General features: G+C 41.9%; 14 protein-coding genes. 4 read left to right on the plus strand and 10 right to left on the minus strand.

The window, feature by feature from the left end:
* Positions 1 to 15: 15 nt before the first annotated feature.
* From ACYVRA_RS12320 to ACYVRA_RS12340, 5 genes are all read right to left on the minus strand, one after another.
* On the minus strand, positions 16 to 2814 hold the full coding sequence (locus ACYVRA_RS12320) for a class I SAM-dependent DNA methyltransferase (RefSeq protein WP_461253008.1): 2799 nt from the start codon (positions 2812 to 2814) through the stop codon (positions 16 to 18).
* 110 nt (positions 2815 to 2924) lie between these two features.
* Positions 2925 to 4169, minus strand: a complete 1245-nt coding sequence (locus ACYVRA_RS12325) for a phospholipase D family protein (protein WP_461253009.1) — start codon at positions 4167 to 4169, stop codon at positions 2925 to 2927.
* A gap of 113 nt (positions 4170 to 4282) precedes the next feature.
* The gene (locus ACYVRA_RS12330) at positions 4283 to 4702 is read right to left on the minus strand and encodes a hypothetical protein (protein WP_461253010.1); all 420 of its coding nucleotides are present in this window, start codon (positions 4700 to 4702) and stop codon (positions 4283 to 4285) included.
* Positions 4703 to 4744: 42 nt separating this feature from the next.
* Positions 4745 to 5299: a hypothetical protein gene (locus ACYVRA_RS12335; RefSeq protein ID WP_461253011.1), complete on the minus strand. Its 555-nt coding sequence runs from the start codon at positions 5297 to 5299 to the stop codon at positions 4745 to 4747.
* Complete coding sequence (locus tag ACYVRA_RS12340; RefSeq protein ID WP_461253012.1) at positions 5274 to 5504, minus strand: hypothetical protein; 231 nt, start codon at positions 5502 to 5504, stop codon at positions 5274 to 5276. Before ACYVRA_RS12340 ends, ACYVRA_RS12335 begins: the two co-directional genes overlap by 26 nt.
* A gap of 303 nt (positions 5505 to 5807) precedes the next feature.
* On the opposite strand from ACYVRA_RS12340, the gene ACYVRA_RS12345 reads away from it, so the two are divergent.
* Together ACYVRA_RS12345 and ACYVRA_RS12350 are read left to right on the plus strand one after the other, a co-directional pair.
* On the plus strand, positions 5808 to 7361 hold the full coding sequence (locus tag ACYVRA_RS12345; RefSeq protein ID WP_461253013.1) for a peptidylprolyl isomerase: 1554 nt from the start codon (positions 5808 to 5810) through the stop codon (positions 7359 to 7361).
* Between the two features lie 6 nt (positions 7362 to 7367).
* On the plus strand, positions 7368 to 9050 hold the full coding sequence (locus tag ACYVRA_RS12350; protein ID WP_461253014.1) for a 6-hydroxymethylpterin diphosphokinase MptE-like protein: 1683 nt from the start codon (positions 7368 to 7370) through the stop codon (positions 9048 to 9050).
* Positions 9051 to 9237: 187 nt separating this feature from the next.
* Here ACYVRA_RS12350 and lepA read toward each other — a convergent pair whose 3' ends face one another.
* Both lepA and ACYVRA_RS12360 read right to left on the minus strand, forming a co-directional pair.
* A complete protein-coding gene (lepA, locus tag ACYVRA_RS12355) occupies positions 9238 to 11043 on the minus strand; it encodes a translation elongation factor 4 (RefSeq protein ID WP_461253015.1) in 1806 nt (601 codons plus the stop codon).
* Between the two features lie 134 nt (positions 11044 to 11177).
* Positions 11178 to 11660: an META domain-containing protein gene (locus ACYVRA_RS12360; protein ID WP_461253016.1), complete on the minus strand. Its 483-nt coding sequence runs from the start codon at positions 11658 to 11660 to the stop codon at positions 11178 to 11180.
* 150 nt (positions 11661 to 11810) lie between these two features.
* On the opposite strand from ACYVRA_RS12360, the gene ACYVRA_RS12365 reads away from it, so the two are divergent.
* The gene (locus ACYVRA_RS12365; protein ID WP_461253017.1) at positions 11811 to 13022 is read left to right on the plus strand and encodes a CAP domain-containing protein; all 1212 of its coding nucleotides are present in this window, start codon (positions 11811 to 11813) and stop codon (positions 13020 to 13022) included.
* A 165-nt stretch (positions 13023 to 13187) separates the two neighbouring features.
* On the opposite strand, the gene ACYVRA_RS12370 is transcribed toward ACYVRA_RS12365, so the two are convergent.
* From ACYVRA_RS12370 to ACYVRA_RS12380, 3 genes are all read right to left on the minus strand, one after another.
* Positions 13188 to 13409, minus strand: coding sequence for a hypothetical protein (locus ACYVRA_RS12370; RefSeq protein ID WP_461253018.1), 222 nt, complete (start codon positions 13407 to 13409; stop codon positions 13188 to 13190).
* Positions 13410 to 13471: 62 nt separating this feature from the next.
* Entirely contained in the window at positions 13472 to 13660 is a 189-nt protein-coding gene (locus ACYVRA_RS12375) for a hypothetical protein (RefSeq protein WP_461253019.1), read from the minus strand.
* A gap of 10 nt (positions 13661 to 13670) precedes the next feature.
* Positions 13671 to 14036, minus strand: coding sequence for a type II toxin-antitoxin system RelE/ParE family toxin (locus tag ACYVRA_RS12380; RefSeq protein ID WP_461253020.1), 366 nt, complete (start codon positions 14034 to 14036; stop codon positions 13671 to 13673).
* Positions 14037 to 14185: 149 nt separating this feature from the next.
* Between ACYVRA_RS12380 and ACYVRA_RS12385 the strand changes: the two genes are divergently transcribed.
* Positions 14186 to 17197, plus strand: coding sequence for a tetratricopeptide repeat protein (locus ACYVRA_RS12385; protein WP_461253021.1), 3012 nt, complete (start codon positions 14186 to 14188; stop codon positions 17195 to 17197).
* The last annotated feature ends 37 nt before the right edge of the window (positions 17198 to 17234 follow it).

Here is a 17234-nt window from a genome sequence, read left to right on the forward strand (position 1 = left end):
CCAGTAAAGGTCACTTTACCCCTTCCTCCCCTTACCCCGTTTCTTCCCCTCCACAAACAACTCCCCGCACAATTTTTGGTACAGTTCAAACAGATACGCCACACGCTGGCTGTCATCGTCAAAAGTGCGTCCGTAGGCAGCTTCTACAGCTTTATCTAATTTCTGATGTGCTTTTAGTAATTCCTTTGGCATAGTTAAAGGGTCATACAAGTCGGCCAGGCTTGCATTTGGGAATTGCAAGCGTGCGTCCAAAACGGCTTGCGCTAATTTTTCTATTTCCGCTTTCTGTTTTTCTGTTGGGGCTGGAAAGGGGAAATTGTTGTATACGATGGTATTTGAATAACGATAATCGCTTTTTAACCTGCCGCAGACATACCGTGTCCATGCCATGTGCATTGTCGATGTAAGAATTCCAAAGTGATAGACAGAGGCATTTGAAATTGTAAAATTTGCATTACTGGTTATAACTTCTTTTTCCATATAGCCAATAGGAATATATTTTCTATTCTCTGATGATACGATGGGAATAAGCAAATAAGATGACTTTGGCTGTCTTATGCTGGTAAAAAAAGCAGGACTTTCAGCGGAAGCAAAAGCCTGTTTCTGCTTACTGTTTTTTCTGAAAGTTTGCACTTCCTTTAATCTTGAAACAAGTTCTTTTGATTTTTTTATTTCGGAAGGTTCAGCATCAACTAGCCAAAAACAATAACGCTTTATATTATTTATAAAATCATCAGAACTAACGAACTGTTTTATGTATTTTTTCAGATAAGGTTCTTTTTTAATTAAATCGTCTTTTTCATCCTGTGTAAGCAGCAAGAATCCCCCTTCTCTTGGTTCGCTTCCATAATTCATTAAGGGAGTGTCTTTCTGTAAAGGGGTAGACCTTTTAGTTATGAATATAGTTTCAGCGTCAACTAAATAAGGGTTAATCATTTTTGGGATATAAATATGAGGTTCACCTTTCACATCATCATAAATATAGAGAAGTTTATTTGTATCATAGGCGGCAAAACCGACAATAACAACATAAACAGCCGCCATGCCACGGGCTTCATTACTCCATCTAAAAGTTTGATGGGCAAAATTTATTTTTACATTGTATTTACCCATTAACCCGCTCCAAAGAATTAACGTCTGTTCGCCCTGGCATATCGAATTTGTAGAAACAAATGCGGTGCGAATAGTGGTATTTTGCATATATTGAGCGGCTTTTATATACCATGCGGTAACATAATCAAGAGTTTTCGCTGAAACATTATCCTGAAAAATAAATTTTAAATCCTGCTTCTGCTGTTCGGACTGCAGTTTATATCCTACAAACGGCGGATTTCCCAAGATATATGATAATTCTGACTTTGGCACTATTGTCTCCCAATCAATGGGCAACGCGTTAGATATGGCAATAGAAGGCGAAGCGGTCAATGGAATTCTGGCGATGTATTTGCCGAATTTTTCTGACGCTTTTCTATTCATCAAATGATCCATAAGCCATAATGCGGTTTGGGCGATTCGGGCGGGGAATTCCACTATTTCAATTCCGTAAAATTGGTCTACATTTACCCTCACCATAAGTTCAATGTCAAGAACCTGCTGTGTTTGTAAATATTCAGATAACACCTCTATCTCAATCAGACGAAGTTCACGATAACTGACAACCAGGAAATTACCGCAACCGCAGGCGGGGTCAAGAAATTTTAGCCTGCGAAGTTGAGTATGAAATTCCAAAAGCCTTTGTATGCGAATGTCCGATTTTAATTTTCTTATTTTTTCAAATTCTTCCCATAACGCGTCAAGAAAAAGAGGCTTTATTACTTTTAATATGTTTTCTTCGCTGGTATAATGTTCACCTAACGCACGTCGGCTCTCTTTATCCTTTACGCTCTGGAACATTGCCCCAAAAATTTCAGGTTTTATCTGCGACCAGTCAAGTGTGCAACACTTGAGTAATGTCTTTCGCATAACAGAATTAAAAGCGGCGGTTTCAAGCCTTTCTTCAAACAGATTGCCGTTTATGTATGGAAATTTATTCAGCGTTTCATCAATGTTTTTTAAGCGTTTTTCCAGCGGCTTGTTCAACATGTCAAATATTTGCCCTAAATGAAGCGCTAAATCGCTGCCGTCCTCATTTGTCCTTGCTTTAATGTAGCTAAAAAACACTTTTTTTTCTTCAAAAATGCCTGAGTCATCGGCAAATAAACAAAAAAGAATGCGAACTAGGTACATTTCAAGCTGATGTCCTGAATAGCCGCTTTCTTTAAGAGCGTCGTGTAATTCCCCCATGTGCTCAGCGGCTTTAATATCAACAGGACTTACCGCCTGAAACTTTACGTCTTTATACCCCGCAAGATAACCAAATAATTCTACTTTATCAGGCAATTCAGCCAAAGTAAAATGTTCAACTTCGTTATCCTTTTCAAGGTTATAGTAATCAAAATTACAAAAGTCAGAGATAAGTATCCCTTCGGGAAGTTCGGCAGGGGGCAGATTAACCGCATATTCTTTTGCTTGTTGATAGGCTTTTATCATATCCTTGCCTGGGGTTTTCATTTCTATTATAAAACGACCTTTCCAGAAAAGGTCGATATAGCCCCTGCGGCCCCCGGTAGTATTGCCGAATAAATCATCTTGTCCGCCTATTATTACTCTATGTTCAAAATTTGCAACTTGCCTTCTTGAAACACCGAAAATATTAAGAAAGTCAGTTTGAAAATCCTGTGCGTCCGCTTCTTCCCTTGCTTTTGGGGCTTTGTCTTTCCATTCATTTACGAAGTTTGAGGCTCTTAATCTGATTTCGTTCCATGACAGGGGCATAATAAGGTATTATAGCCCGTTTTGATGAATTTGGCTATATGGGTAAATGAACATACTGAGGTCTTTGGAAAAGCAAGTTGAAATAGCACCGTTAATCGGCTGTCTATTAATCACATTTTCCCAAAACCTAACCATTGCATACTATGTAACATACGTTGGTTACAGGTAGGTATATCTTCATTGTTTATATAACCGAACAATTCTTTTATTGAGCTATCACCTAAACAGTCTAATTTATATGGTGAGGGGTGGGTTATATCATATATACGCTTGATGTAATTTTCTTTACCTTCAAGCAAATAGATTAGAGTATTTTTTAATTTTTCTTCATCGTTTCTGTCTAAAAAATCTTTTGTTAATGTGTCCATGCCGCCGTTGTGAAAACGTAATTGTTCACGTATAGCATTGATTAATTTTAAGGCTTCAAATATCTGTTCTTTTGCTTGATTGTGAATGTTATCTTTTATACCTAATTTATTTTTTATTATTGTATAATTTTCGACGGTGTTATTATAATAATCACTTAATTCTGAAGTAATAAATTCAGATTTAAGTCCTTTTAAACTAGTCTTAATTTCATCGTCCGTTTTTTTCTGAACAGTAAGGTATTCTTCTTTTTTATATTTTTTATCTCTAAGCCATGAAAGGAAACGGTCAAGTTCAATTCGTAATGGCAATTCATTATTATATTTCCGCTCGTTCGATACTTCCATATACATGTTTTTCAGTTTTGAAAAGGACGAAATATATAACTGATAGTCTTTTTCAAACTTTGTTATTTCTTCTGTCTTTTTTTCTTTTTTATTGTCGTTGATAATATTTGGCGTTAGAACCTTTTCACTTTCAGTAAAGAAAATTAAATTTGAATCTGATGGGCTGTATTGGTCATGTTTATCTTTAAATCTTTTTATTCTGTCTTCATTTAATGGATCCGCATTTGTAAATTCTCGCCAAAACTCAATTTTTAATTCTTCAAATATTGTACTTTCGTCTTCGTAGCTAATTTCAATATTCATTTCAAGATTTTCAAATATACCTTTATAGGTAAGGTTTGAAGAACCGATAAAAGCACACACATTGTCAATGATGTAAAACTTCGGATGAAACTCTTTACAGGCATAATAACGCATTTTGATATTTGGATTGTCAAGGTTAATAACTTTTAATAGTTCGTCAGGAGATGTCCCAAAATCGAGTCTTACAATGAGGAAAATATCACAATTATTATCTAGGGCTTTCTTTATGAATTCAAAATTACTGAAAAAAGCCGTTGAGATATAGACGGTTGAGTTTTTGCATACCTCTTCAAGACGGTTTTTAAGATGGTTATTGCTATAATTAGAATACAGTTTCATATATATAAATCTCCTTTAGAAACCTCACTTCTTTTAACATTAGGAAATATATTCTGATGCCTTCCATATTAATTTTACTAAAAATAATTGTAAGCATTCTTTTTTATAAAACCTCAATATTTTATCAGACGTATCCCCTTATCTTTACAAAACATTTCCAGTAATTCATCGCCAACATGATACAAAATAGCAAGCGATACATTTTTCACATTAAACTTCTTTTTGAAAAGATATTCTGCTACAAGTATTTGTCCAATAACACAACGGTTTAATTTTATTTTAATTTCTACCAGTTCAATTTTATATCCATCTTTTAATATATCTTCAAAATTCTTTTGATTCTTTCCATATTGTCGAAGGATTTTTTTAACGTCATTTTCTATCCTGACAATATCCAATCTTCTATCGGTGCTGTTTTTTGCAATTAATCTATTTCCTACAGATACTTCTGTAAATGACGTGCCGTTATGTTTAAGACAGTAGAGCCTTAATAAATCATTTTCTGTTAATTTAGTATTTATTCTTGTCTTCATATTAAAACGAATAAAACCTCCTAAAGTATTGGTTTACAGAATTCATTTCGCCAACGCCTTCCTTTGCGATTCCAAATACGCCGTTTGCGCTGTAGACAGATTCGCAAGCCGTTGTTTAAGCAGGTCTTTTTCTATGGGATCTAGCCCTGGGGTTTTTAAAATGTTTTGTATTCTGGTTTTATGTCCGTTAAAGGCAATGTGGAAAGAATCCTTCGGAAAGCCTTTTACACGGTATTTTAAATCGTGGGGGATTGTTTTTTCTGTGCCTTGATATTGCTGTTTATCTTCAACAGCTTGCAGGGCTAAAAAAGCGTCATCGAAAAAACGGATGGCTCTGGTTAAACTGCTTATGCTTTCTTTATCTGATTTGTCGCATAATTGTAATTCTTGCGTGATGAAAGCATATTCTGCAAGAATAAGAGCTTGCGGGTCGGCGGCAGTTTGGGATTCCACAAAGATAGAAAAGGCTTCAGCTATACCGTCTTCATATAATATACGCCCTTCCTGTTCTTTGCCTCTGGTGGCAAAGCCTTTACGTCCGGCATCGATATTTTTAGTTGCTGTAGTAATCCTACTTACTAAGCCAATCTGGTCCAAATTCCGCCTCTGCTTCCGACAAATTCCTGCCCGTTAGATATTCTGCTCCCATTTTTTCTTTGATTACTTTCGCTATATACGGAGGTATTGGGATAGTTTCCATGAGGCGATAATAACCATCTCTATCTCCGGCTTTCTTTAATTCAACGGCTCTGCAACCTGTGGCTAGTTTTTCGTCAAGGGTCATTGTTTGGTTTTGCGGCATGGTTTGTTCTCCTTAGGAGTCGGCGTCTCTTTCAGAGTCGTTTCTCCTTATTATTATTATTTTACTTGCTTTTGGAATGTTACGGCAAGGGGGAAAAATTGTACGTTTTACCTAATTATTTTCATATCACAACTGAGCGATAGTCTCCGGGGAAAGGTCGGTGTATTTACTAATCTGAGATACAGGCATATTATCAGCTTTCATCTTCGCGCTCTTTATGAGAACTCTTTTAAATAAACCCCTATAGACAAAAATCCAAATAAATGCTATCTTACAAATTCATAATAATTTTAGAGGTATTTTATGGCTAAAAAGGAAAAAATCGCTTCGGTAAAGGAAAAAGACTCGGCTTCTTCGGAAATTCTCAAGAAATTCAAGCAAAGTCCGGGCGTTTATATCGGATCTGTCGTTATTCTTGTCCTTGTCGTTGTTACGTTTGTCGGCGGCGACTTTCTTTCGGGAGGTCGTCGTTATGTAAGGAAAAGCGACGATTTGATTTTTGGGTACTACGATAAAGTTCCTATTTCATGGGTGCCGGGAAATACATTGTCCCAATATTACGAAAGAACTTTTAATAATTTCCGCGCGCAGGGGTACGATCCAAATGACCGCTGGGTCAATTACTATGTCTGGAAACAGGCTTATGAAGGCGCGGTAACGCATACCGCGATTTTGCAAATGTTGAAAAAATCAGGGTACGAGGTATCTGAAAAAGCGGTTAATAAGAAAGTGCTGCAATTGCCGCAGTTTCAGGACAACGGGCGATTTTCCATTGTCCTGTACAACAAGATGACCGATTCCGCGCGTCTTGCTTTATGGCGGCAGCAGCAGGAAGAAATCGCGATGAATATGTTTTTTGACGATTTCTTCGGCCTTTTAGTGCCTAGCTCCGAGGCGAAATTTATCGCCAATATGTCGTCGCCGCAGAGGTCTTTTGATTTTACGCTTTTTAATGTTGATGATTATCCTGATAGCGAATATCTTTCATACGCCAGAGATAATTCCAAACTGTTTAATTCAATACAACTGTCAAAAATTACAATATCAAGCAGCGAGAGGGAAGCAAAGAAAATTTTGGCTACAATAAAAGACGGAACGACAACTTTTGAAGACGCGGCAAGAGCCCAGTCAAAAGACAGTTACGCCGACAGGGGCGGAGATATGGGGATTCGGTATTGTTATGAGATTGACGGTGAGATTCCCAATGCTGATGATCGGGAAACGGTTTACAGTTTGGGAAAGGGAGAGTTGAGCGACGTTATTACCGTGAACAACGGCTGGGTTTTTTTCAGGGCGGAGAACGAATTGACGCAGGCTGATTTTGATGATTCGGCTGTAATGGACAAAGTACGCGAATATGTAAAGAGCCGTGAAAGAGGCCGTATGGAAAATTGGGCTATTGATAAAGCTAATGAATTTATTACCGAATCAAAAGAATCGGGATATGCCAACGCGGCACGCTGGAGAAATCTAAGCGTAAACAGTTTTGGTCCTATTCCTATTAATTACGGAGGCGTTGATCTTTTTACGGCACTTGAATCTCTTACCATAACCGGTTTAAACGAGCAGGATCTTGAAGGGTTAACTAAAAATGAAAATTTTTGGAAAATAACTTTTTCAACTCCTTTAAATAATCCAACTGAACCGCTTGTTCAAGGAAACAAGGTTTATGTGTTTTTCCCAACAGAAGAGATTGAAGCTGAGGAGACTTCCAAAGAGGACATAGCGTCAAATTATTCAACCCAATTTTTGCAATATATAGCTAACCAGTCATTACAGAAATATTTTATAAGTAACGGAAAGATGACAAGCCATTTTGATGAGACTTATTTCAGCGTATTTCGCTCTAATGAATAGCATACTATGCGGGAATTGCCGTTTGTCCGAAACGGGAAGACACTTCTTTCGGGAATTGATCCGCAAGGACGCGCCGAGCGCGTAGCGGCGGCGGTTACTGTAAAAGACAGAACTCTTTATTTTTGCCCTTCGCCCATATACGGCTACGGCCTTTCCCTTTTTCTTTCGCGCCTAGAAAAAGAAGCGCCGACTTCCGCCGTACTCTGCGTTGAAGCGGACGGCGAATTATTTGAATTAACTGAAAAAAATATCGCTCCCCCTCTTGCGGCTAATAGAAATTTGCACATAACAAATATTTGCGCCGCGGGCGATCTTTGCGCCTTTGTACGCAAAGCGTGGGGAGAAAGGGCTTTCCGCCGCGTTGAAGTATTGCGGCTAACAGGCGGCTGGCAGCTTTTTCCCGAAGTTTACGATTCTCTTTGCGATTCGCTTCGCCGTGAAATAGCCGTAGATTGGAGCAACGCCCTAACCCTTGCGAAAATGGGTCGCTTATACATCCGCAACGCGTTACGCAATCTTCCCCTTGTCGCGCGAAATCCGTCCGCCTGTCAGTTGTCTTTCGGCGAAGCGCCTATTCTTGTCCTTGGCGCCGGCCCGTCTATTGACGAAACCCTTGACGCGCTTAAAATAAAATACGCTAATCTTCTTGCCTGTCCCGAAGACCGTCCTTTTAAAATTATCTGCGTGGACACCTGTCTTGGCGCGTTAAAAGCAAGAAACATTATTCCCGACCTGACCGTAATTTTAGAAAGCCAGCACTGGAACATTAAAGATTTTTTGTCTTGCAAAAACTGGAATGTAAACGCCGCGATAGATATTTCTTCGCTTCCAGCCTCTACGAACATCCTTTGCGGTGAAAAATTTATTTTTTTTACTCCATGGACACAGTTAAAAATCTTTGGGCGGTTAAAAGATACCAGTCTTCTTCCCGTTGTTATCCCTCCTCTTGGTTCCGTAGGCCTTACCGCAGTTGAACTAACCCGGCGGTTTACAACAGGAAAAATAATCTGTTCAGGTCTGGATTTTTCTTTTACGCAGGACAAGTACCACGCGCGTTCCACGCCGGGACAATTATCCCTCTTAAATTTACAAAACCGTTTTAAAAAATTATTTAACAGCGCCGCCTACAACCAGTATTCAATCGCCGCCGTTTCAAAGTCCGGGCTTCCCGTTTACACCACTCCCGCCATGAAAAATTACCGCGATCTTTTTGAACAGGAGTTCGGCGGCGATTCGCGAATATATGACATCGAAGGCACAGGCCTCCGGTTAGGAGTTAAAACCCTCTCTCTTGATGAGGCGATGGATTTATTGGTTAAAGATGATTACGAAATTAACTCGCAAAGGCGCAGAGGCGCAAAGGCGCAGAGGGAAGAGGAGCGGAGGGGGGAAGAGGAGCGGAGAGAAGAGAAGGAAGAAAAAGAAGAAAAAGAAGAAAAAGAAGAAAAGTTAAAATCATTTTATAACAGTGAAGGAAAACGATTAGTAGAATTACGCGCTTTATTAACAGGCGAAGCGGCGGCGGACAATGAGCGGCTTAATGTATTAATCGACGAATGTGATTATTTATGGGCGCACTTCCCCGATTATGCCGCAACCCGCCGCCCCGAATTAAGCGATATTTCTTTCTTGAAACGCCTCCGTACCGAGATTGACCCAATGCTAAAAATACTGAACAATGAACAATGAGCAGTGAGTAGTGAGCAGTGAGCAGTGAGCAGTGAGCAGTGAGCAATGAGCAGTGAGCAATGAAGAATTAGCAATGAAAAATGAGCAATGAGCAATGAGCAATTTATTGTAAGTAGTCTAATCGTGATAGGTATACGCTTAGCTTGATTACATTGTTAATTGCTCACTGCTCACTGCTCACTGTTCATTATTCGTCTTTAGCCTTCAGTACCGCCAAGAAAGCGCTCTGCGGGAGTTCTACGTCGCCTACCATTTTCATGCGTTTTTTGCCTTCTTTTTGTTTTTCCAAGAGTTTGCGTTTGCGCGTGATGTCGCCGCCGTAGCATTTGGCTAACACGTCTTTGCGTAGGGCGTTCACGGTTTCACGCGCGATAATGTGGCTGCCAATCGCGCCTTGAATGGGGATTTTAAATTGCTGGCGCGGGATTTCGCCGCTTAACCTTTCGCAGACTTTTCTCGCGCGGTCGTAGGCGTTGCCTTTGAACACAAGCTGGGAAAGCGCGTCAACCGGCTTGCCGTTGAGGAGAATGTCAAGTTTTGCGAGTTCAGTCGGCTTGTAGCCTGAAATATCATAATCAAATGACGCGTAACCGCGGCTTATGCTTTTCAGTCGGTCGTAAAAATCGAATAACACTTCGGATAGGGGCATATCGTAGATTAGCTCTACGCGCTTTTCGTCAAGGTAGGTCATGTTGGTTTGCACTCCGCGTTTTTCAAGGCACAGCGTCATTATGTTTCCAAGATAATCGGTCGGAGTAATTACGGAAGCGCGGATATACGGCTCTTGGGCGCCGTCAACTCTGCCTTCGTCGGGGTACTCTATCGGATTGTCAATCATAACTTCTTCGCCGCCGCGAAGATGCACCTTGTATTTAACGGACGGGGCGGTAAAAATTACCGATTGATCAAATTCGCGCTCAAGGCGTTCTTGGATAACCTCAAGGTGCAAAAGCCCTAAAAAGCCGCAACGGAAACCAAACCCAAGGGCTGCGGAGGAGTCTTTTTCGTAGACAAGGGAAGCGTCGTTGAGTTTTAATTTTTCCATGCTTGCGCGCAATTCTTCATAGTCGTTGGAGTCAACGGGGTATATGGAAGAGAAGACTACCGGTTTCACCTCACGGAAGCCGGGCAAAGCTTCCGCGCAGGGGTTGTCCGCGCCTGTAACGGTGTCGCCTACGCGCACGTCGCTTACGGTTTTAATGCTCGCTATTATATAGCCGACATCCCCTGCGGAAAGTTCGCCTGTCTCGACAAGGGCAAGTTTAAAAACGCCGGCTGTTTCCACTTCATAAACGGAGCCGCTGGACATAAAGGAAATTTTCATTCCTTTTTTTATTTTTCCGTCAAAAAGGCGCAAGTGCACTATTACGCCGCGGTAGGGGTCATAGTGGCAGTCAAAAATAAGTGCGCGTAACGGCGCGTCCGCTTTGCCTGAGGGAGACGGTATCCTTTGCACAATCGCCTCTAAAAGCTCGTCAATCCCAACGCCCTGTCTCGCGGAAACAAGGACGGCGGTATCCGAGTCAAGGCCTAAGTCTTTATCAATTTGCTTTTTAACTCTTGGAATGTCAGCCGCCTGCATATCGATCTTATTTATAACAGGCACTATCTCAAGATTGTGTTCAAGCGCGAGGTACATATTGGACAGAGTTTGCGCCTGCACGCCTTGAGTCGCATCAACAAGGAGCAAAGCGCCTTCGCAAGAATTAATCGCGCGGCTAACCTCGTAACTAAAATCAACGTGTCCGGGCGTGTCTACCAAATTTAACACGTACTCGTTGCCGTCATTCGCCGTGTAAGGCAAAGTAACCGCCTGACTTTTGATAGTGATGCCCCGTTCCCGTTCAATATCCATATTATCGAGTATCTGATCCTGAAAATTGCGGTCATCGACAAGTTTGGCTTTTTGAATAAGACGGTCCGCGAGCGTAGATTTGCCGTGATCGATATGCGCGATAATGCAAAAGTTACGGATAAACTGGGTTTGTGCCATGAAAAAACTATACTAGTTATATCAAAATATCTCAAGTGCGCGGTAGAATTTTTCCCCTCTCTTTCCTCTTTGTGCTCTTTGTCACTTTGTGATCTTGGTGTGAAAATTTTTGGCGTAAAATTCCAAAACAGTCTTTATTTATATATAGGAATAAATTCCAGAATTACCTCTCCCTTGTTTTCATCGTAGGTATACAATTTTAGTTTTAAGTCGCGAAGTTCCCAGCGGTATACTCTTTCCAGATGACGGAAATAATCGTGTTCCGTGAAAATTTCAGTTTCAAATAAGGGAACCATGTATGTGCTGACAATTTTTCTTATCGAAAGAAAATTATTTGCGCTTGTGGCATAGGGAGCGAAATAGACGTTATCGGCGCCTCTGCCGCGCAGCATGTTGTTTTCCTGAAACCTGACGGAATAAACCTCCCTTTTTACTTTGGCCCTATTTATGATTATAACGGCGGACTTTGTCCTTACAACATCCAGATTCCAGTCTATACGTTGGACATTGTTAAAAGGCACATTGTCGTCGTTTAAAATATCTTCTGCGAAAGAAAAAAGCGCAGAAAAAAGAATTAAGGTAATTATCATTATGGCTCTTTTTATAACAATGTTCATATATCCCTCCATATAATAGGAATTTAATTAATATTATTTTCACTTCTAAATTTATCATTTTTAAAAAAAGGGATTAGTAAAATGTAACTATTTGTAGTATTATATTGTTATAAAGATGTTATCTAAGAAAAGAAACCTTAGAGGAGAAATATGAAAAGTTTTAAATGCTTTGTGAAGTTGCCAGCCGCGGCATTCGCGTTTGGTTCTATTGTATGGCTTTTGGTATTTGCAAGCTGCGCGAGTTATGGCGGCGGCGGCGTGTATACGTCAAGTAATCATACGGAAATGGGAGCGTATATTTTTGGAAATTCAAGTTTTGCGGAAACGGCTATAAGTTATGCGGCGAATCTGGAAGAAAAAAATACGCAGCTGCTTGGTCTCGGTTTGTTTTTAAAATTTCCCATTCCTATATGGAAGATAACAATATTTCCGCTTGCCGGCATTGAGTATCAGCGTATTTTTGGCGGCGCGGAAAATGGAGTAAATTTAGGCTGGGTTAAATTAGGCGCAGGATTGGATTTTTCCATTACTGACGCTCTTTATTTACGGGGCGAATGTTTGTACGCGCCTGACTTTTCTTCGTTTTTACCTGAAATAAATGTTATTGAAATAAATCGGGCAAATAGCCTTGCATGGCGATTTGCTTTGGGGTGGAAGCCTGGAGCCGCAAAATCATCAAAACAAAAATCGGCGTCTGAAAAAACTGGTCAAACTCAAACTAATAAAACTCAACCTAGTCAATCTCAGACAAACCAACCTCAAACTAATCAACCTCAAACAAGCCAGCCAAAAGCAGACAGCCAAAGCGCAAATAACAAAGACGGCTGGAATATCGCCAATTTAGATACCGCCCGTAATGTTCAATATCTTTCTGCTTTAGAAAAAGACATTATATTGGAAATGAACATGGCCCGCAGTGATCCTAAAAGATATGCCGAGATGTATATAAATCCTAATTTGGGCGCGTATGCAAAGGAATGTTACAACGAACTAAGGAACACGGAAAGCCTCCCCGTATTCAATCCTAAAAAAGGTTTATCACAAGCGGCAAGAGATCATGTCGCGGATACCGGACCAAAAGGCGTGACAGGCCACGATGGGACGGATGGCAGTTCAATGAGCCAGCGCATAAACCGTTACGGGACATGGGGCGGCGGCGCAAGTGAAAATATTTCTTACGGTTATAATACCGCCCGTGAAATTGTTCTTCAACTTTTAATTGATGACGGCGTAACAAGCAGGGGCCATAGAAAAAATATTATGAATAAAAACTCAAAATACGCCGGCGTATCGGTTGGCGCGCACTCCGTATACAGATATATGTGCGTGCAGGATTTTGCCGTTGAGTATACCGATAAGTGATAATTAGGTGGGATTATTTGGATTATTTTTACCACAAATCACACGAACAAGGAGTAAATACTTTACTAAAATTATATTTGAAAGATTTCTCACAAAGGACACGGAGGAAGGAGAAGATCACAAAGAAGAATTAAGGGGTTTTTGTCCGTTATCTTATCGTAAAATTTAAAGATTAGCTTTGAAACAACAACCACTAATCCCCCTTTGTGATCTTTGTTCCTTAGTGTTCTTTGTGTGAAGTCTTCTCGAAAGAATCCATATTATGGGAACAAGGCAATCCCTGTCGTACTCCCGCATTTCTTTATCATTGATTACACCGATATTATTTAATCCAACGGCTGTTTCATGTAAAGATTCAAGAAAATCACTTTTATATTTATTTTTCATATTAATTCCTTAATAAGCAATGAAGATTCTCAAATAGGAAGATCGTTAATGAAGCTCCGAATTTAGGCGGTAACGCGCTCCACTACTTGAACCGAAGTTTTGGCAGACTGTTCTCCATAGGCTGATTCGCTTTCCTGAACGAAGCATATCTTTTCAAATTCCCGTAATTCGGCTTCGGATATTGCTCCTACTTTGAAATTAGCTATTGTTTCCTCGTGTAATGCTTCATAAGCGTCACTTTTATATTTCATATCTGCCCTCCTAAAAAATCTCGAACAAAGTTCTGTCTCTTAACCTGTCCCTAATCTGTTCATCGGTTAATGAAAAATCTATCTTGGCTTTCTTTTTGAACTCTTGTAATTCCCCCTGATCTATATTGTCTCTGTCGGACTTGGCAAAACCATAAACAAAGAAAGCCCGTTCTTCACTCCTGAAAAATACGATAACCCTATAACCGCCAGATTTACCCTCGCTTGGACGGGCTATTCTCATTTTGAAAACACCGCCTCCTAAATCAGCATCGGCTTGTCCTGCTTCAAGCTGATCCGCAATATTCAAAAGTTCGTCGTCATTGATGCCTTCTTTTTTTGTGAACCGATTAAACCATGCGTTTTTGAATACCCTCACTTACTAATAATAGCACAAAATTACATCAACGGCAATAATAAAGCATGCCATGTTATAGTGATACTGGAGCGTATCCCCATCCATAACAATCCCCGCCGACAGTTTGACATATTTCCGTCTTTATGCTACGCTACATAAGGAGACAAAAAATGAAATACCGCTTGTTTTTACCCTGCCTTTTGCTGTTATGCGTCCTGCCATCAGCCTTTGCCCAAGATGCGAGGTTTTACTTTAACCGTGGAGTTAGCTATCACAATGCTGGGAATTTAGATGCCGCTATAGCCGACTACACCCAGTCTATTGCCTTAAACCCTAATAATTTAAATGTCTATTACAACCGCGGAGCTGCATATTACGCTAAAGGCGAACTGGACAAGGCCATAGCCGACTACACCCAGGTCATTGCATTAAACCCTAAGGATGCTGATGCCTATATCTACCGCGGAGTCATGTATACCGCTAAAGGCGAACTGGACAGGGCCATAGCCGACTACACCCAGGCTATTGCCTTAAACCCAAAGCTCGCAGAAGCCTATTACAACCGCGGAGAAGCTTATTTCTATAAAGGCGAACTGGACAGAGCCATAGCCGACTACACCCAAGCTATAACCTTAAACCCAAAGGATGACATAGCCTATAGTAACCGCGGAGAAGCTTATTCCTATAAAGGCGAATTGGACAGGGCTATAGCCGACTACACCCGGGCTATTGCCTTAAACCCTAAGAATGCCTCCGCCTATAACAACCGCGGAGAAGCGTATAGAACTAAAGGCGAATTGGACAGGGCCATAGCCGACTACACCCAGGCCATTGCCTTAAAACCTAAAAATGACTCCCCTTATAACAACCGCGGAAACGCGTATTACGCTAAAGGCGAACTGGACAGAGCTATAGCCGACTATACCCAAGCTATTGCCTTAAACCCTAATGATGACAGTGCTTATAACAACCGTGGCGTTGCATATACCGATAAAGGCGAACTGGACAGGGCCATTGCGGACTACACCCAGGCAATTGCCTTAAACCCAAAGGATGACGGAGTCTATAACAACCGCGGAGGCGTGTATTACTATAAAGGTGAACTGGACAGAGCCATAGCCGACTTTAACCAAGCTATTACCTTAAATCCTAAGTTAGAGCATGCCTATAACAACCGCGGAATCGCATATAAAGATAAAGGAGAATTGGACATGGCCATAGCCGACTACACCCAGGCTATTACCTTAAACCCTGAGTATACAGGTGCCTATAACAACAGAGGAACTGCGTATTATGCTAAAGGCGAACTGGACAGAGCCATAGCCGACTACACCCATGCAGCAATTGCCGCAGACGCGAGTGCCAATATCCTTGATATTTTTTTATGCTCCTGGGCATTTGCGGGAAATCTCTACGAAAACTATCCCTTCCTCGATGCAGTTTTGGACGCAAACGCCTTTGTGCGGAGACTGGCTAATGTTGCCCGCGAAGCCTTATCCTTAAGCGTCGCGAAAGCGGAAAAGGCCCGCGCCGGTCTTGGCCGCCGAGGCGCGGCACTCATGACAAGCATGGTCTACCAATACTACGCCTCCCTGGACTTTGAATCCCGCTTCGGTTCCGCAGAACGCGCCTTTGCCGTTTCCGAGGGCTTGCGTAGCCGAGGCTTCTTAGAACAGATGGGCACGGAGGCAGCCCTGCGCCTTCCTGGCATAGCCAATGCTGACGCAAGGCGTGTACGGGCGCTTACCGAGACGATAGGTAACATTCAGGAAATGCTCGGGAAACTCAACCCCCAGACACAACAAGAACTCTATGCCGAGGCTGGCATTGCATTGACCCGCGCTGAAGAAGAACTTGCCGCTCTGGACAAGCAAATAACTGAAAAAGTACCGCGCTATGCCGCATTGCGTAACCCGAAAACCGCTTCTCTTAACGAAGCGAAAACATTCTGCGGAAATGACACCGCTATACTTGAATTCGCTATCTGGGATAAATCCGTGGAGTTTACTCCTCCCTCTACTTCTGGCAGCCAAAGTTCCTACAAAGACCGGCCTTCAATCAATTCTTACTGCCTCGTTATCACAAAAGACGGTCTTACCCCCGTCACTCTTGATCATGACTTTGACTATTCAGGAACAGTGAAAGCCTTGATTGAGAAAATCTATCATAGAAACGCGCTTGGAAGGATACAGTTGCTTCCCGAAAATGAGTTTGAAGCGGAACGTAATGCCCTGTACGCCGCGCTCATCAAACCGATTTTGGAAAGAGGGCTTATTCCCGCCGGAGTAAAACGTATCCTTATTGTGCCGGACGGCGAGCTTGCCTTCCTGCCCTTCGACATACTGCGGGACAGCCCAAACAGCCCGGAACTCGGCGTCACTTACCGTATATCAATGTCGCCTTCGGTGTCGGTCAGCATCATGGCGGCGCAAGCGGGAAAAGTCAATTCTGAGCCTGTCCTTGCCTTTGGCGGCGCGTGGTATGACAAGAGAAAAACTGCGGCGGAAAGAACCCGCAACCTTACGGTGCTTGCGCCGGAAGAAGACGTAAAGCCCGCGCAAAATTTCGACGCCGCCGGGGAGTATTACAGAAGCAGGCTTGCATGGGCGGATCTTCCGGGGACGGAAACCGAAGTAAAAGCGATAAAAAAAATCGCCGCGAAAAGCACTGTTATTCTGGGCAGGGAAACAAGCGAGAGGAAAGTTAAAGAATTATCAGCTAACGGTACGCTTGAGCGGGTTCCCATTCTGCACTTTGCCTGCCACGGGTATTTTAACAGCCAGTACCCGGAATTGTCGTCAATAGTATTCTCGGAGGTTTCAGGCCTTATGCCGGAAAGCCCTGAAGACGGTTATCTGACGGTAGCGGAGGCCGCGCTGTTAAGATTGAACGCCCGCGCCGTGATACTGTCTGCCTGTGATACCGGTAAGGGCGGCTTGAAGCGCGGTGACGGAATGGTAGGACTGGTACGCTCTCTAATGATAGCCGGAACTCGTAGCGCCGGAGTAAGCCTGTGGCCTATTGACGATGACGCTGCTGTCCAGTTTATGGAAGGCGTATACAAACGCGCCCTGAAACAAGGAAAAAGTTTCCGTGACGCGTATTATGAAGTAAAGCAAGAATTCCGCCGCAGCAAATGGAGCCACCCCTTCTATTACGCTCCCTTTGTATTATACGAGTAAAACGAAAGAAAAATGAAAAGAGAAGAAAGAAGAGAGA

Source organism: Treponema sp. R8-4-B8, assembly GCF_054786175.1.

Coding starts and splice junctions, on each gene's coding strand:
- ACYVRA_RS12320 (WP_461253008.1), bottom strand. CDS start 2,814: ATGCCCCTGTCATGGAACGAAATCAGATTAAGAGCCTCAAACTTCGTA.
- ACYVRA_RS12325 (WP_461253009.1), bottom strand. CDS start 4,169: ATGAAACTGTATTCTAATTATAGCAATAACCATCTTAAAAACCGTCTT.
- ACYVRA_RS12330 (WP_461253010.1), bottom strand. CDS start 4,702: ATGAAGACAAGAATAAATACTAAATTAACAGAAAATGATTTATTAAGG.
- ACYVRA_RS12340 (WP_461253012.1), bottom strand. CDS start 5,504: ATGCCGCAAAACCAAACAATGACCCTTGACGAAAAACTAGCCACAGGT.
- ACYVRA_RS12345 (WP_461253013.1), top strand. CDS start 5,808: ATGGCTAAAAAGGAAAAAATCGCTTCGGTAAAGGAAAAAGACTCGGCT.
- ACYVRA_RS12350 (WP_461253014.1), top strand. CDS start 7,368: ATGCGGGAATTGCCGTTTGTCCGAAACGGGAAGACACTTCTTTCGGGA.
- lepA (WP_461253015.1), bottom strand. CDS start 11,043: ATGGCACAAACCCAGTTTATCCGTAACTTTTGCATTATCGCGCATATC.
- ACYVRA_RS12360 (WP_461253016.1), bottom strand. CDS start 11,660: ATGAACATTGTTATAAAAAGAGCCATAATGATAATTACCTTAATTCTT.
- ACYVRA_RS12365 (WP_461253017.1), top strand. CDS start 11,811: ATGAAAAGTTTTAAATGCTTTGTGAAGTTGCCAGCCGCGGCATTCGCG.
- ACYVRA_RS12370 (WP_461253018.1), bottom strand. CDS start 13,409: ATGAAAAATAAATATAAAAGTGATTTTCTTGAATCTTTACATGAAACA.
- ACYVRA_RS12375 (WP_461253019.1), bottom strand. CDS start 13,660: ATGAAATATAAAAGTGACGCTTATGAAGCATTACACGAGGAAACAATA.
- ACYVRA_RS12385 (WP_461253021.1), top strand. CDS start 14,186: ATGAAATACCGCTTGTTTTTACCCTGCCTTTTGCTGTTATGCGTCCTG.